Origin of the sequence: Cyanobium gracile UHCC 0281 (assembly GCF_034931305.1) — a bacterium.
Lineage (GTDB): Bacteria > Cyanobacteriota > Cyanobacteriia > PCC-6307 > Cyanobiaceae > Cyanobium > Cyanobium gracile_A.
In genome coordinates, this window is record NZ_JAYGHY010000021.1 from 1 (window position 1) to 14,435 (window position 14,435).

At 68.2% G+C, this 14,435-nt stretch carries 12 protein-coding genes; 8 read left to right on the forward strand and 4 right to left on the reverse strand.

The features are described 5' to 3' along the window. On the reverse strand, positions 1 to 1,216 hold a 1,216-nt coding region (locus VB739_RS08195), incomplete at its 3' end, for a protein adenylyltransferase SelO (RefSeq protein ID WP_323356606.1). A gap of 106 nt (positions 1,217 to 1,322) precedes the next feature. Here VB739_RS08195 and VB739_RS08200 point away from each other — a divergent pair. The 6 genes from VB739_RS08200 (at position 1,323) to VB739_RS08225 (ending at position 6,580) form a co-directional block, all read left to right on the forward strand. Further along, entirely contained in the window at positions 1,323 to 1,820 is a 498-nt protein-coding gene (locus VB739_RS08200; RefSeq protein ID WP_323356607.1) for a PepSY domain-containing protein, read from the forward strand. A gap of 44 nt (positions 1,821 to 1,864) precedes the next feature. Next, complete coding sequence (locus tag VB739_RS08205; protein WP_323356608.1) at positions 1,865 to 2,377, forward strand: hypothetical protein; 513 nt, start codon at positions 1,865 to 1,867, stop codon at positions 2,375 to 2,377. A 41-nt stretch (positions 2,378 to 2,418) separates the two neighbouring features. After that, on the forward strand, positions 2,419 to 3,489 hold the full coding sequence (locus VB739_RS08210; RefSeq protein ID WP_323356609.1) for a glycosyltransferase family 4 protein: 1,071 nt from the start codon (positions 2,419 to 2,421) through the stop codon (positions 3,487 to 3,489). Then, entirely contained in the window at positions 3,482 to 5,599 is a 2,118-nt protein-coding gene (locus VB739_RS08215) for a glycogen debranching N-terminal domain-containing protein (protein ID WP_323356610.1), read from the forward strand. The genes VB739_RS08210 and VB739_RS08215 overlap by 8 nt, the downstream gene beginning before the upstream one ends. An 80-nt stretch (positions 5,600 to 5,679) precedes the next feature. Continuing rightward, positions 5,680 to 6,195, forward strand: a complete 516-nt coding sequence (locus tag VB739_RS08220) for a DUF1993 domain-containing protein (RefSeq protein ID WP_323356611.1) — start codon at positions 5,680 to 5,682, stop codon at positions 6,193 to 6,195. 40 nt (positions 6,196 to 6,235) lie between these two features. Then, entirely contained in the window at positions 6,236 to 6,580 is a 345-nt protein-coding gene (locus VB739_RS08225) for a hypothetical protein (RefSeq protein ID WP_323356612.1), read from the forward strand. A gap of 27 nt (positions 6,581 to 6,607) precedes the next feature. On the opposite strand, the gene VB739_RS08230 is transcribed toward VB739_RS08225, so the two are convergent. Next, positions 6,608 to 8,962 (reverse strand): bifunctional (p)ppGpp synthetase/guanosine-3',5'-bis(diphosphate) 3'-pyrophosphohydrolase, encoded by a 2,355-nt coding sequence (locus tag VB739_RS08230; RefSeq protein WP_323356613.1) that lies wholly within the window; start codon positions 8,960 to 8,962, stop codon positions 6,608 to 6,610. Between the two features lie 97 nt (positions 8,963 to 9,059). On the opposite strand from VB739_RS08230, the gene VB739_RS08235 reads away from it, so the two are divergent. Beyond that, positions 9,060 to 10,670 (forward strand): ABC transporter ATP-binding protein, encoded by a 1,611-nt coding sequence (locus VB739_RS08235; RefSeq protein ID WP_323356614.1) that lies wholly within the window; start codon positions 9,060 to 9,062, stop codon positions 10,668 to 10,670. A 33-nt stretch (positions 10,671 to 10,703) separates the two neighbouring features. On the opposite strand, the gene VB739_RS08240 is transcribed toward VB739_RS08235, so the two are convergent. Then, the gene (locus VB739_RS08240; protein ID WP_323356615.1) at positions 10,704 to 11,198 is read right to left on the reverse strand and encodes a DoxX family protein; all 495 of its coding nucleotides are present in this window, start codon (positions 11,196 to 11,198) and stop codon (positions 10,704 to 10,706) included. A 136-nt stretch (positions 11,199 to 11,334) separates the two neighbouring features. On the opposite strand from VB739_RS08240, the gene glgX reads away from it, so the two are divergent. Then, positions 11,335 to 13,500, forward strand: coding sequence for a glycogen debranching protein GlgX (glgX, locus tag VB739_RS08245; protein WP_323356616.1), 2,166 nt, complete (start codon positions 11,335 to 11,337; stop codon positions 13,498 to 13,500). On the opposite strand, the gene VB739_RS08250 is transcribed toward glgX, so the two are convergent. Next, the gene (locus VB739_RS08250) at positions 13,403 to 14,377 is read right to left on the reverse strand and encodes a VOC family protein (RefSeq protein ID WP_323356617.1); all 975 of its coding nucleotides are present in this window, start codon (positions 14,375 to 14,377) and stop codon (positions 13,403 to 13,405) included. The genes glgX and VB739_RS08250 overlap by 98 nt on opposite strands. Positions 14,378 to 14,435: the final 58 nt, after the last annotated feature.

Consider the following 14,435-nt stretch of genomic DNA (forward strand, 5'->3'; position numbering starts at 1 on the left):
GCGCCAGGTCGTCGGCCGCGGCCGGCAGCCCGCCCGCCCGGACGCGCTCGGCCAGGGCGGCGAAGAAACGGCCATAGGCCACAGGCCAGCCGGCCAGCAGCCGCACGGTGGGGGGCACCGGATCAGGGAGGTCAGCCAGAGCCTCAGACGGCACCAGGACGGCGTCGAAGCCGAGGCGGCGACGCATCTGGCGGCGGTAGTGGGCGTCGTAGGCGGCGCCGAACGCCTCCAGGGCCGCCTCGAGCGGTGCCCGGGGCAACAGCATCGCCAGGGGCTCCTGCAGCAGGCGCAGGTTGTGCTGGCAGATCAGGGGCTGGCGGCCGTAGGCGTAGAGGCCGTCGTGATCGAAATAGGCGGCGGTGAAACCCGGATCCCAGGTTTCCAGGAAAGCGAAGGGGCCGTAATCGAAGCTTTCACCGGCCAGCGACATGTTGTCGGTGTTGAGCACCCCATGGGTGAAGCCCGCCGCCATCCACTCGGCCGCCAGCCGGGCCACCCGCTGCACCAGCTCGCCGTAGAAAGCCACCAGGAGTTGTTCGCCATCGCTGTGGATCGCCTGCAGGTGGGGGTAATGGACGGCCACCACATGCCGCAGCAGCCGTTCCAGCTGGGCGGGCTGGCGCCGAAACAGCAACCGCTCGCAGGTGCCGAAGCGCAGGTGGGTGCGGGCCAGCCGCACCATCACCGAACTGCGGGTGGGGGAGGGCTCATCGCCGCGCCAGAGACCCTCGCCGGTTTCGATCAGCGTCAGGGTGCGGCTGGTGCTGACGCCGAGGCGCTGCAGGGCCTCGGCGGCAATCACCTCCCGCACGCCCCCCTTGAGGGTGAGGCGACCATCACCGCCCCGGCTCCAGGGGGTGGTGCCGGAGCCTTTGGTGCCCAGGTCCTGCAGCTGGCCGTGGCGATCACGCAGCTGGCCGTAGAGGAAGCCGCGGCCGTCTCCCAGCAGGGGGTTGTAGCTGCCGAACTGATAGCCGTGGTAACGGAGGGCCAGCAGGGGCGTGCGGCCCTCGAACCGCCCGTAGGCCTCCTCCAGGTCGGCGTCGCTGATGGCGGCCGGATCCAGGCCGAGCTGACGCAGCAGCGTGTCGTTGCGGAAGCGCAGGCGGGTGAGGGGAAACTGGGCCGCCTCCACCACATCCCAGTATTCCGGCCCGAGATCCTCGATGGCGCCCTCAAAGGACAGCCCCAGCAAGGGGTTGGGGCGGGCGGACATGGGCGTGGGCGGTGGCCGGGCCGACCCTAGGGAGCGGGGCCCGAGCGGAACGGCCAGCGTTACGTTGATTCCCTTGCAGACCGTTGCAATGACTCGTCGGATCACCATGTCCATCTCCGCGCTCGCCCTTGCCGTGGGTGTGGGGCTGGGTGCGGGACAGGCGCTGGCCAGCGGAGCCGGCAGCACCGCCCGAATCACGGCCGCTAGGGCGGCCGCCATCGCCCTGCAGCGGATCCTCGGAGGGACCGTCGTCGACGTCGATCCCGGCATCGAAGACGGCCAGCCGGTGTGGGAGGTGCTTGTCCGCAGACCCGACAACACCGGCCTCGAGCTCTACCTCAACGCCACCACAGGGGCGGTTCTGAGGCAGGAACGGGAGTCGCTCCCCCGTGAAGCCCTGCGCCCCGGTCCGGCGGTCACGGTCCAGCAGGCGATCACGACCGCCGCGGCCGCCGTTCCCGGGGGCCGGGTGATGGCGATCGATCTGGATACGGAAAACGGCCGCACCGTCTGGGACGCCGATGTCGCCGGCCCGGGCGGCCGGATCGAGGTCACCATCGACGCGGCGACCGGCAGGATCCTCAATCAGAAGCGCGCCGACTAGGCCGGGTCTGGATACGGTCAGGACGCGTCGAAAGGGGAGCCGGCATGGACCTGACCATCGTCGTCGCCCTCATGCTCGTTCTTCCGGCGACCGGTTTCATCGTGGAGTCGCTGATGAGCCAGGCCGCATTCACGCGAGTCCTGGTCGGCAAGTGGTTCGTCTTCTGGGTAGTGAGCGTTCGACTGGCAATAGCGGGATGGCAGCAGATTCCGCAGACCCGCTATACGGCCGAGGTGATTCTTGCTCTGAAGTCCCAGGATTCTCTGGTGCTTGTCAGGGGACTCGGCTTTGCCCATCTTTTGATCGGTCTGCTTGAGCTGACCAGCCTGGCCCTGCCATCGTGGAGTTCCGCCGCAGCCCTGGCAGGCATCCATCGCACGTTCCGCGGAGACCGCAACGAGAAGGAAACGATCGCCATGGCATCCGATCTCTGGGCGGCCGTCGTGCTTCTTTCCAGCCTCTCGCTGAAGCTCATCTCATCCCCTCCGCCTGAACAACAAACTACCGGACTGCAGCAGATCTGCAGTGTCACCATCCATCGGGAGATTTGTGCATAGGGTTAAAGGGAGCGACGGATCTGAAGCAGGAAGGTGAAGAGATGAGAATCGCGCAGATATCCACCCTTCATGAGAGGGTTCCACCCGTCGGCTATGGAGGAACGGAACGGGTTGTTCACTACCTCACCGAAGAACTCGTGCGACGGGGCCATGACGTGGTTCTGTTTGCCAGCGGCGACTCCCTGACCAGCGCCAAGCTCTGCGCCTGTGTCCCTCAGGCCCTGCGACTGAGCGGGCAGGCGTCTGACGCCAGCGTGCACAATGCGATCCAGCTCGACCGCGTCGTCGAGCAGCTCGATAACTTCGACATCCTCCATTTCCATAACGGCCACTCCCATTTCCCCCTGTCCAACCTGCTGGGCATTCCCCATCTCAACACCCTGCACGGCCCCCTGCATGCACCCGAGCAGAAGCTGCTCTACAGCCACTTCCATCAGGTGCCCTTGGTCTCGATCTCCGAAACCCAGCGCCAGCCCGTGCCCTGGGCCAACTGGCTCGGCAACGTCTACCACGGATTACCCAACGACCTCTATCGCTACCAGGCCACACCCAGGCCCTATCTGGCCTTCATCGGCCGCATCTCACCGGAAAAGCGGCTGGATCGCGCCATCGCGATCGCCACGGCCGTGGGCCTGCCGCTGAAAGTGGCCGCCAAGATCGATCCGGTGGATACCCCCTACTTCCACGATCACATCGAGCCGTTGCTGAACAACAACCCGCTGGTGGAATTCATTGGCGAAGTGGATGACGCCGGCAAGCAGGATCTGCTGGGCCATGCCCTTGCCCTGCTGTTTCCGATCGATTGGCCCGAACCGTTCGGATTGGTGATGATCGAGGCCAATGCCTGCGGCACACCGGTGATCGCCTGGCGCAACGGCTCGACCCCGGAAGTCATCCGCCACGGGATCAACGGCTTCCTGGTGGCCTCGCTGGAGGAGGCCATCGCCGCGGTCGGCGCGCTGGAACAGCTGGACCGTGCCCGGGTCCGCAGCCACTTTGAAGTCAGCTTTTCGGTCAGTCGCCAGGCCGAGGACTACGAGCAGCTCTACCGCCACCAGATCCAGGCCCGTCGCTGCCACACCCCTGCCCACCGAACACCGGTGCATGCCTGATCCGCTGCATCCCTTCGTCCTCAAGAACGAAGAAACCTTCGCGATCCTGGATTCCCGTGGCGAGATCTGCCCGGACGTCCAGCAGGATGTCGGCATCTTTCACCGCGGCACCCGTCACGTCAGCCGGCTGCAGCTGTTGCTGTGGGGGCGGGCGCCGCTGGTGCTGAGTTCCACCGAACGTGGCGCGGTTGGGGTACTCGTGAGCCATCTGAGCAACAACGACGGCACCACCTATGGCTCTGAGGCCATGTCGATCCATCTGGAACGCAGCACCGTCCTGACCGCCACCGCCTGCCTGCAGCAGTTCTGCTTCACCAGCTATGGGGACCGGCCCGTTGTGATGCCGCTGACCCTGCGCCTCGATGCGGACTTCCGTGACATCTTCGAGGTGAGGGGCTATGTCAGGTCGGAACGGGGCCGCACGGTGCGCCGTGGCGTGGATGGCACCCTGGAGCTGATCTACCGGGGACTGGACGGGGAGGATCGGGTGACGGTGCTGCGTCTGAGCGATCCCGTGGAGGACGTGAGCGAGGAGCACATCAGCCTGCAGCTGACCCTGGAACCCAGGCAGACCCGGCGACTCTTCCTGGTCTTGGACTTCCATCCCAGTCCAGCGCCGCTGGGCGCGGAAGATCACTTCAACGCCGCCATGACCGCCACGATCCAGCGCTTCCGGGAGGCCCGGCGCAGCGCCGCCTCGGTGATCAGCGACAACCCGGCCTTCAACAGCTGGCTGATGCGCTCCTTCTCCGACGTGCATCTGCTGGCCAGCCAGGTGGAGCATGGTCTCTACCCCTATGCCGGGGTGCCCTGGTTCAGCTGTCCCTTCGGCCGGGACGGCCTGATCACGGCGCGCCAGATGCTGATGGTGGAACCACGGCTGGCGCGGGGTGTGCTCGGCTATCTGGCCAGTCGCCAGGCAGTTGCCAACGATCCCGCCCACGACGAAGAGCCCGGCAAGATCCTGCATGAATCACGGCTGGGGGAGATGGCGGCCCTCGGAGAAGTGCCGTTCTCGAGGTATTACGGCGCCGTCGACTCCACGCCCCTGTTTCTGATGCTGGCGGGCGACTATCTCTGCCGCAGTGACGATCAGGATTTTGTCGCCGGCCTGCTGCCTGAACTGCAGGCGGCGATGGCCTGGATCCACAGGGCCGAAGCCAGCAGTTTCGATGGCTTCCTGCGCTACCTGCGGGTGGCCGAGAACGGCCTGAGAAACCAGGGCTGGAAAGATTCCGACGACTCCATCCACCACGCCGACGGCCGCCTGGCCGAAGGCTCGATCGCCCTGTGCGAAGTGCAGGCCTACGCCTATGGGGCCCGCCGCGCCCTGGCGTCGATCCTGCACCGCGTGGGGAGGCCCACGGAAGCGGAGGGGCTGCTGGAGGAGGCCGCCGCCCTGCGCCACCGCTTCCACCAGGCCTTCTGGAGCCCCTCGATCGATTCCTATGCCCTGGCCCTCGATGGCGAAGGCCAGCCCTGCCAGGTGCGGGCCTCCAATGCCGGCCACTGCCTCTGGACCGGCATCGCCACCACGGAGGCGGCGGCGGCCATCGCCCGGCAGCTGATGGCACCCACCAGTTTCAACGGCTGGGGCGTGCGCACCCTGGACGAACGGGAGCGCCGCTACAACCCGATGAGCTACCACAACGGCTCCGTCTGGCCCCATGACAACGCCCTGATCGGCATGGGTCTGGCCCGGTATGGCCACCGCTCCGAGGCCATGCAGATCCTCACAGGCCTGTTCGAGACCGCCAGTGCGGTGCCGATGTTCCAGTTGCCGGAACTGTTCTGCGGCTTCCCGCGCCGGGAGGAAGAGGGTCCCACCTTCTACCCGGTGGCCTGCAGTCCCCAGGCCTGGGCCAGTGCCAGCGTGTTCGGCATGCTGGAGGCGGTCACGGGCATGGCGATCGAGCGGGAGCACGGCAGCAGCCGGGTGCAGGTGCGCCTGCACAATCCCTGCCTGCCGAGGGGGCTCAACCTGCTGGACATCAACGGGCTGCGGCTGGGAGACGAGGAGATCAACCTGCAGTTCCACCGCAGTGACTACGACGTGGGTGTGATGGTGCGCGGTCGCTCACCCGGAGTTGATGTGCTGATCATGAAGTGAACGGCACTCTGGATCGCCACGCTCCCTCCCACGAAACTCCCCAGACCTGATAAAGAGGGGTGGAGGGTGCCTGAGGGGCCATGGGGAACGCTGAGATCACCGAGTTCCGTCGCATTTTCTCCACACGGCTGGACACGCTGGGCGGCCTCCTGTCCAAGGCCGAAACCCACCTTCCGGACATGGACGCCGCGCTGCAAGAACGCCTGGCGCCGGACATGCTCCCCCTCGGAACCCAGATCGCCTTCGTCTGCAACCAACCCCGGGGATTTTCCCACTGGTGCGCCGGCCAAGCCAGCAGCAACCTTGATCCAGACGTTCTAACCATCAGGTTGGCCTATTCCCATATCGAGGAAACCAAGGGGCTGCTGGAGAGCATTGATGCCGACGATTCCAGGCTGGACGAGACCAAGCACACGCAACTGGGGAACGGACTCTTCACCCAGACGTCTGCGCGGCTGTTTGTGAGTGACTTCTGGATCCCCAATTTCTACTTTCACATCACCACAACCTATGCCATTCTTCGTCGGCTGGGAGTGCCTCTCGGCAAAGCGGACTTCATGGCCTTCCTGATGCCCCATGTCCGCCAGAGTCCCTGAGAACCATCCTCTCGTCCCTCCCCATCGCCAAGCTGCCGTCATGACTGCCTTTCGTGTCTGCCTGGTTCTGATGTGGCTGGCCGTGGCCGGCTACACGCTGGTCGTGATCGCCGAGCACGGCATCGATCTGTTGTCGGTGTTCCTCAGGGACGTCCGAGCGCTTGGCTGGCCCGGCCAGTTCCATCTGGACTTCCTGTGTTTCCTGCTGATCTGCGGCTTCTGGGTGGCGTGGCGACACGACTTCTCCGCCAAGGGCCTCGGCCTCGGCCTGCTGGCCAGTGTCGGCGGCCTTCTGTTTCTCGCCCCCTATCTGCTGGTTCTTTCCATCCACGCCCGGGGCAGCGTCCTGGAGGTGCTCATCGGCGCCAAGGGCGCCTCCACGTAGGCCCACGATCCCGAACCGCGGGCCGGTTCAGCCGATGCCGGTGCGGCAGAGATCCAGCACGTCGGCCATCGAACGGATCTGGTCCATGGTGGTGCGCAGCTGGGCGGCGCTGAGCAGCTCGACCCGCAGGTCGATGCGGGCCGGTTTGCCGGAACTGGTGCGCACCCGGGCGTCGCTGACGTTGATGCGGTGGTCGGAAAGGCGCATCAGGATGTCCTTCAGCACCCCCACCCGATCAAGCACCTCGATCCTCAGCCGCACCGGGTAGCGCCGCTGCTGCGCCTCCCCGAGAGGGTTCCAGCGCACCGGCAGCCGCCGTTCCACCGGCACCTGGGGCACGTTGGCGCAATCCTGGCGGTGGATGGTGATGCCGTGGTTGCCCAGGGCCACGGTGCCGACGATCCCCTCACCGGGCAGGGGGCTGCAGCAGCCACCCAGTCGGTACTCCAGGCCCTCCAGCCCCAGGATCGGGCTGTTCGAGGGGTGAGCGTGGGGGGCATGGCGCGGCTGGGCCGCCGCCACCCCGGCCGCCACCTCTTCATTGGTGGGCGCGGGGGCGGCGGCGGCGGTGCTCAGGCGCACCTCCTCCCGCAGGCGGTTCAGCACCTGCTGCAGGGTGACGCCGCCGAAGCCCAGGGCTGCCAGCAGATCCTCCGTGCCCACCAGGTTGCAGCGTTTCGCCACCCGAGCGATCGCTTCTCCGTTGAGCAGGGCGTCGAAGCCGTCACGGCCCAGCTCCCGCTCGAGCATCTCGGTGCCCCTCTGGATGTTGTCGTCGCGGTGGCTGCGCTTGTACCAACCCCGGATGCGATTGCGGGCCGTGGGGGTGGCCACGAAGTTGAGCCAGTCGAGGCTCGGGTGGGCGTTCTTGGCGGTGATCACCTGCACGAAGTCGCCGTTCTGGAGCGGAGTGGCCAGGGGACAGAGGCGGTCGTTGATGCGCACGCCCTGGCAATGGTTGCCCACCTCCGAGTGGATGCGGAAGGCGAAGTCGACGGCGGTGGATCCCTTGCGCAGCCCCACCACGTCCCCCTTGGGGGTGAACACGAACACCTCCTCATCGAAGAGGTCCTCCTTGATCGAGGCCAGGAAGTCGCTGCTGTCCTCGCCACCGTCGTCCTTCTGCCAGTCGACCAGTTGCCGCAGCCAGTTGAATCGCTCGGTATCACCGGCCGCCGGTGACCCCCCCTCCTTGTACTTCCAGTGGGCGGCGATGCCGTACTCCGCCACCTGGTGCATGTCGGTGGTGCGGATCTGCACCTCGATCGGGCGGTGGCGGCCGATCACGGCGGTGTGCAGCGACTGGTACCCATTCGGCTTGGGCAGGCCGATGTAATCCTTGAAGCGGCCGGGGATCGGCCGGAAGATGTCGTGCACCACCGCCAGGGCCCGGTAGCAGCTCTCCACGCCCGGGCAGAGGATGCGCAGCGCCGCCACGTCGTAGATCTCGTGGAAGGCCTTCTGCTGGCGCTGCATCTTGCTCCAGATGCCGTACAGGTGTTTGGGCCGGCCGCTCACCTCGCAGTCCTGCAGACCTGCAGCGGCGAGCCGATCCCGCAGCAGCTGCACCGTGGCCCCCAGCCGTTCCTCCCGTTCGCTGCGCTTGGTGGCGACCTGCTGCTGCACATCCCGATAGGACTCGGGCTCCAGCACCTTGAAGGCCAGATCCTCCAGTTCCCACTTGAAGCGGCCGATGCCCAGCCGGTTGGCCAGGGGGGCGTAGATGTCGCGGGTTTCCCTGGCGATGCGCTGTTGCTTCTCGGGCTTGAGGGCCGCGAGGGTGCGCATGTTGTGCAGCCGGTCGGCCAGCTTGACCAGCACCACCCGGATGTCACTGGCCATGGCCAGGAACATGCGCCGCAGGTTTTCCGCCTGGGCTTCGGTGCGGTTGGTGAAATGGATGCCGCCCAGCTTGGTGACCCCCTCCACCAGGGCGCGCACCTCCTCGCCGAAACGGGCCTCGATCTCCTCGGGGGTGACCTGGGTGTCCTCCACCACGTCGTGGAGGAAGCCGGCGGCGATCACCGCCGCGCTGGCGCCGATGTCGCGCAACAGACCGGCGACGGCGATCGGATGGACGATGTAGGGCTCCCCACTGGCCCGGAACTGGCCGTCGTGGAGCTGGTAGGCGAAGTCGAAGGCGGTGGCCACCAAAGCCTCCGGATCGACGGGGTGGGACTCCTCGCCGGCGGGCTGGCGTTGCTGCAGGCTCTGGCGCAGCCAGGCCGGCAGAGGGACGGCGTAGGTGCGCTCAGAGGATTCGGCGCAGGCGGAGACCACAGGGGGCGGCACGACGCCCTCCTGGATCCCATCTCCACCAGAAGCTGGGACCGAGGCGTAGGCCACCGGAGAGGAACCTGGATCCGGCGCCACTCTCAGCATCACACCCTTCAGGGTCCCCCCATGGTATGGGGCAATCGTCACGAACCAGGGGATTTGCGCATTCGGCCATCCAGACTGCTCGCCGCCGGCGTCGTCCATGGCCCTGCCCGTTCCGACCATCCCAGCGGCGCCGGTACTGCGGATCGGCCATCTGCTGGTGCGCTATCCCGGCAGTGAACAACCCACCCTCGATGGGCTCGATCTCACCCTGACCGCAGGCGAGCGCCTCGCCCTGGTGGGCCCCTCTGGCTGCGGCAAGAGCACCGTCGCCCGGGCCGTGCTGCAGTTGCTGCCCCCCGGCAGCGTCTGCGAGGGGGAGCTGCTGCTGACCGGCCAGGACCCTCGCCAGCTCCGGCGCGCCGCCCTGCGCCGGCTGCGGGGCGAGGCGGTGGGCCTGGTGTTCCAGGACCCGATGACCCGGCTCAATCCGTTGCTCACCATCGGTGAGCACCTGCGGGACACCCTGGCCGCCCACCGCGGCGGGGGTCGCCAGCGGGCCCGGGAGCTGCTGGCCCGGGTGGGCATCGACCCTGAGCGCTACGGCAGCTTCCCCCACGAGTTCAGCGGCGGCATGCGCCAGCGCCTGGCCATCGCCCTGGCCCTGGCCCTGCAGCCGCCCCTGGTGATCGCCGATGAACCCACCACCAGCCTGGATGTGGCCGTGGCCGGACAGGTGATGGCCCAGCTGAGCGATCTCTGCACCGAAACCGGCAGCGCCCTGCTGCTGATCAGCCACGACCTGGCCATGGCCGGCCGCTGGTGCGACCGCATCGCCGTGCTCGACCAGGGGCGTCTGGTGGAGGAGGCCCCCAGCCGCCAGCTGCTCACAGCGCCCGCCTCCCCCTTGGCCCAACGGCTGGTGGGGGCCGCCCGGCGGCGGGAGGGCGGCCACAGCGAGGCCCCCGCCGCCGCACCGGTGCTGCTGGAGGTGGAGGAACTGCGCAGCTGGCACCCCCTGCCCTCCCTGCCCTGGCAGCCGCGCTGGATCAAGGCGGTGGATGGGGTCAGCCTGACGCTGCACGAGGGCGAAACCATCGGCGTGGTGGGGGCCTCGGGCTGCGGCAAGAGCAGCCTCTGCCGCGCCCTGATGGGACTGGCGCCGGTGCGGGGCGGGGCGGTGCGGCTCCAGGGGGTCGACCTGCGCCAGCTGCGGGGCCGCTGCCTGCGGCGGGCACGGCGCCGCCTGCAGATGGTGTTCCAGGACCCCCTGGCCTGCCTCAACCCCCAGATGACGGTGGGGGAGGCGGTGGCCGACCCCCTGCTGATCCATGGGTTGGCCAGCCGCCCGGAGGCCCGCCGTCGCGCCCGGGAGCAGCTGGCCCTGGTGGGGCTGGATCCACCCGAGTCCTTCGAAAACCGTCTGCCCCGCCAGCTCTCGGGCGGTCAGCAGCAGCGGGTGGCGATCGCCCGCGCCCTGATCCTCGAACCCCAGGTGCTGCTCTGCGATGAGAGCGTCAGCATGCTGGACGCCGAGGTGCAGGCCGACGTGCTGGCCCTGCTGCGCCGCCTGCAGGAGCGGCTCGGCCTCGGCCTGCTGTTCATCACCCACGACCTCTCGGTGGCCGGCGGCTTCTGCCACCGGGTGCTCGTGCTCGACGGCGGCCGGGTCGTGGAGGAGGGCGCCGGTGCCGAGCTGCTGAGTCATCCCCAGGCCGCCATCACCCGCACCCTGGTGGAGGCCTGTCCGCGCCTGCCCGTCTTGTCTTGATCCACCCGCCTGAGCCGTCCTGCTGTGGAAAGCTCAGACGATCGCGCGCAGCAGGTCGGCGATCAGCAGGTTGTCGAGGGACAAAAGGCCGCCACCGGAGGTGATCAGCACCAGGCACATCACCACGTACATCGCCGCCTTCTCCCAGCTGGGCGGTTCACCGACGCCCATCGGCCCGGCGTAGTCCCCCTCGGGGATCTGGTAGGGATCGGGAGCGATGAACGGGGTACCGGAGACCAGTTCCAGCACCATGGCATAGGCCATTGACACCAGAATCGCCAGCGCCGCCAGGGGGGTGAGCAGCCCCGGGATCAGGGCGATCCCGGCGCCCCACATCGAGGCCGCCGAGAGGAAACAAAGCCATTCCGGCGTCTTCATCGCCGTGGACCACGTCTTGAGGTTGCGCAGCTTCGGCCAGCCGTGGCGAATGAAGGCCAGCCCCACGAACAGGCGAAGCACCAGAAGGCCGACGCCCGCCGCCAGGGAAGGGCCGCTGGGCACGAGCAACGTGACGATCTCGAGATCCATGGACGCGCGACGCAGCGGAACGGCCTGCCGGCACAACGTAAGCCGGGTGGGCCATCGGCGCCGCAGCAGGGCGAAACCTCCGCCCCTGGCCATCATGCGAAGCAGGAGCCCCTGCCACCTCCCCCCTGCCAACGCCATGACCCCATCCACGGCGGCCCTGCCGTCCCCGGGAAGCAGTGCCCCCCTGGGCGCCTCCCTGAGCGATGGCGGCGTCAACTTCAGCCTCTACGCCCGCCGGGCGACGGCGGTGGAGCTGTGCCTGTTCGACCGCGTCGAGGACGCCGAGCCCAGCCATCGCCTCGCCCTCGATCCCGCCCGGCACCGCACCGGCGATTACTGGCATGTCCGGGTCGAGGGGATCGGGGCGGGCCAGCTTTATGGCTGGCGGGTGGAGGGGGCCTGGCAGCCTGCGCTGGGGTTGCGGTTCGATCCGGCCAACCTGCTGCTCGATCCCCATGGTCTGGCCCTGGCGGTGCCGCCGGGCTACGGCCGCGCCCCAGGCCGCAGCAGCGCCGGCGACTGGGGCAGCGCCATGAAGAGCGTGGTGGCCGATCCGCTCGCCTACGACTGGCAGGGGGATCGGCCCCTGCACCGGCCCTCGCGTGAGACGGTGATCTACGAGCTTCACGTGCGCGGCTTCACCGCCCACCCCAGCGCCGGTCTGCCGCCGGAGCAGGCGGGCACCTACCGGGGCCTGATCAGCAAGATCCCCTACCTGCAGGACCTGGGCATCACGGCGGTGGAACTGCTGCCGGTCTTCGCCTTTGATCCCCTGGCAGCCCCCAGCGGCCACCGCAACTACTGGGGTTACCAGCCGGTTTCCTTCTTCGCGCCCCACCCCGGCTACGGCTGCAGCAGCGATCCCCTGGCGGTGATCGATGAGTTCCGCGACCTGGTCAAGGCGCTGCACCGTGCCGGCATCGAGGTGATCCTCGATGTGGTGTTCAACCACACCGCTGAAGGAGACGCCGAGGGACCGGCCTTCTGCTTCCGGGGGCTGGCCGACGGCGACTACTACCTCCAGAACGGCGATGGCACCTACATCGATGTCACCGGCTGCGGCAACACCTTCAACACCAACCACCCGGTGGTGCGGCGCCTGATCCACCACAGCCTGCGCCACTGGGTGCAGCACCTGCATGTGGATGGCTTCCGTTTCGATCTGGCCTCGGTGCTGGACCGGGACCAGACCGGCCAGCCCACCCCCCTGTCACCGATCCTCTGGGACATCGACACCGACCCGGTGCTGGCGGGCACCAAGCTGATCGCTGAGGCCTGGGATGCCGCCGGCCTCTACCAGGTGGGCAGCTTCATCGGCGACAACTGGCAGGAGTGGAACGGGCGCTTCCGCGACGATGTGCGCCGCTTCATCAAGGGGGACCGGGGCCTGGCGGCCAGCGTCGGCCAGCGCCTGATCGGCAGCCCCGACATCTACGGCCACAAGCAGCGTGAAGCCGAAGCCAGCGTCAATTTCATCACCTGCCACGACGGCTTCACCCTGGCCGACCTGGTCAGCTACAACGGCAAGCACAACGAAGCCAACGGCGAAGACAACCGCGACGGCAGCGACGACAACGCCAGCTGGAACTGCGGCATCGAGGGGCCCACGCAGGACGCTGATGTCCTGGCCCTGCGCTCACGGCAACGTCGCAACCTGCTGACCCTGCTGCTGCTGGCCACCGGCACGCCGATGCTGGCCATGGGGGACGAGATGGGCCGCAGCCAGCAGGGCAACAACAACGCCTACGCCCAGGACAACGCGATCAGCTGGCTCGATTGGTCGTTGCTGGAGCGCCAGGCCGACCTGCATCGCTTCGTGCGGGAGCTGCTGAGCTACCGCCAGCAACGGGATGTGGTGGTCAACGCCCGCAGCCTCAGCCTTGGCGAACTGGTGCAACGCCATCAGGTGAGCTGGCATGGGGTCGAACCGAACCAGCCCGACTGGAGCGACAGCTCCCATGCCTTCGCCGTGACGATCACCAGCATCGGCCATCGGTTCCGTTGGCACGCCATGGTCAACGCCTGGTGGGAACCGCTGACGTTCCGCCTGCCCGCCGCCGAAGCCGGCCCGCACGCCTGGCAGCGTTGGATCGACACCTCCCGGCCCAGCCCGGAGGACGTGGTGCCCCGGGACAGCGCGCCGGCCCTGGTGGGGGACACCTACACGCTGGCACCACGCTCGGTCGTGGTGCTGACCGTGGAGCTCAGCCCTGCAGCAGCTGGAGCCGATGGCCATCCGGATCGGCCAGCTGCAGGGCCCTCTGAGCCCCCATCGACTCAGCCTGATCCCCCAGCGCGATGATGCCGCCGGAGATCAGACGGCCGCCGAGGACCTCGGCCCGAGCGGCGATCGGCTCCAGATCGGCCACCCGCAGGCGCAGTTGCCAGTGGGCCAGGTCCTGGGGACCGTGATCGGCGGGCATCGGCCGGCCACCGCCGGGTTCGCGGTAGTCGAGGCACTCGACGCCGGCGCCGGTGGGGCAGCGGTGGCCGGTGATGTGCACCCGGGTTCCCACCAGACCATCGAGCCCATCCTGTTCCGGGCCGCTGTTGACGCCATCCCCGCCGGCAGCCAGGCCCAGGAGCTCGCGGTAGAAACGGCCGCTGGCGGCGGTGTCGGCGATGCCGATAGCGCTGTGGTCGAGGCCCAGCAGCGGCCCGGGCGCGCCAACGTGCCAGCGGGGCTCCCCCTTATCGGGCGGGAACTGCAGCAGCTCCAGCGGATGGCCTTCCGGATCGCGGAACTTGTAGGCCAAGATGCCGGCGGCGGCCGTGTTCCAATCCGGCAGCCGCTGGGGCGCCGTCGAGATCGGCGTGATCCGCCCGGCCGCGAAGGCGGGCTGCAGCAGGGCCAGGGCCGCCGCCATGTCGTTCACCACCAGGCAGCCGTGCTGGAACCAGCGGTCGTTGCTGCGCGAATCAGCCGGGACCGGCCGTCCCGGCCGGGTGCCGCCGGGACGCTCGAGCACCTCAGTGAGCTCCAGCACCTCCGCACCGATCGCCAGCCGCAGCACCTTGAGGCGGGCTCCGGGCAGGCCCACCAGCGCCGCATAGGCGCCCCCCTCCAGCAATCGAGCCTCCCCCAGGCGCCGGAAGCCCAGGTAGGTCTCGAAGAACGCGGCGCTGGCTTCGGCATCGGCACTGGTGAAGCCGATGCTCTCGATGTGGGGCAGCAGCATCGTCGGCAGGTCACCAGAGGGATGGGGCCAGTCAAAGGGAGAGCGCCGGCCATGGCGA

Bases quoted from the DNA above. Each gene is read 5' to 3' on its own strand.
- VB739_RS08200 (WP_323356607.1), top strand. From the start codon at position 1,323: ATGTCCATCTCCGCGCTCGCCCTTGCCGTGGGTGTGGGGCTGGGTGCG.
- glgX (WP_323356616.1), top strand. From the start codon at position 11,335: ATGACCCCATCCACGGCGGCCCTGCCGTCCCCGGGAAGCAGTGCCCCC.
- VB739_RS08215 (WP_323356610.1), top strand. From the start codon at position 3,482: ATGCCTGATCCGCTGCATCCCTTCGTCCTCAAGAACGAAGAAACCTTC.
- VB739_RS08210 (WP_323356609.1), top strand. From the start codon at position 2,419: ATGAGAATCGCGCAGATATCCACCCTTCATGAGAGGGTTCCACCCGTC.
- VB739_RS08235 (WP_323356614.1), top strand. From the start codon at position 9,060: ATGGCCCTGCCCGTTCCGACCATCCCAGCGGCGCCGGTACTGCGGATC.
- VB739_RS08240 (WP_323356615.1), bottom strand. From the start codon at position 11,198: ATGGATCTCGAGATCGTCACGTTGCTCGTGCCCAGCGGCCCTTCCCTG.
- VB739_RS08230 (WP_323356613.1), bottom strand. From the start codon at position 8,962: ATGCTGAGAGTGGCGCCGGATCCAGGTTCCTCTCCGGTGGCCTACGCC.
- VB739_RS08220 (WP_323356611.1), top strand. From the start codon at position 5,680: ATGGGGAACGCTGAGATCACCGAGTTCCGTCGCATTTTCTCCACACGG.
- VB739_RS08205 (WP_323356608.1), top strand. From the start codon at position 1,865: ATGGACCTGACCATCGTCGTCGCCCTCATGCTCGTTCTTCCGGCGACC.
- VB739_RS08250 (WP_323356617.1), bottom strand. From the start codon at position 14,377: ATGCTGCTGCCCCACATCGAGAGCATCGGCTTCACCAGTGCCGATGCC.
- VB739_RS08225 (WP_323356612.1), top strand. From the start codon at position 6,236: ATGACTGCCTTTCGTGTCTGCCTGGTTCTGATGTGGCTGGCCGTGGCC.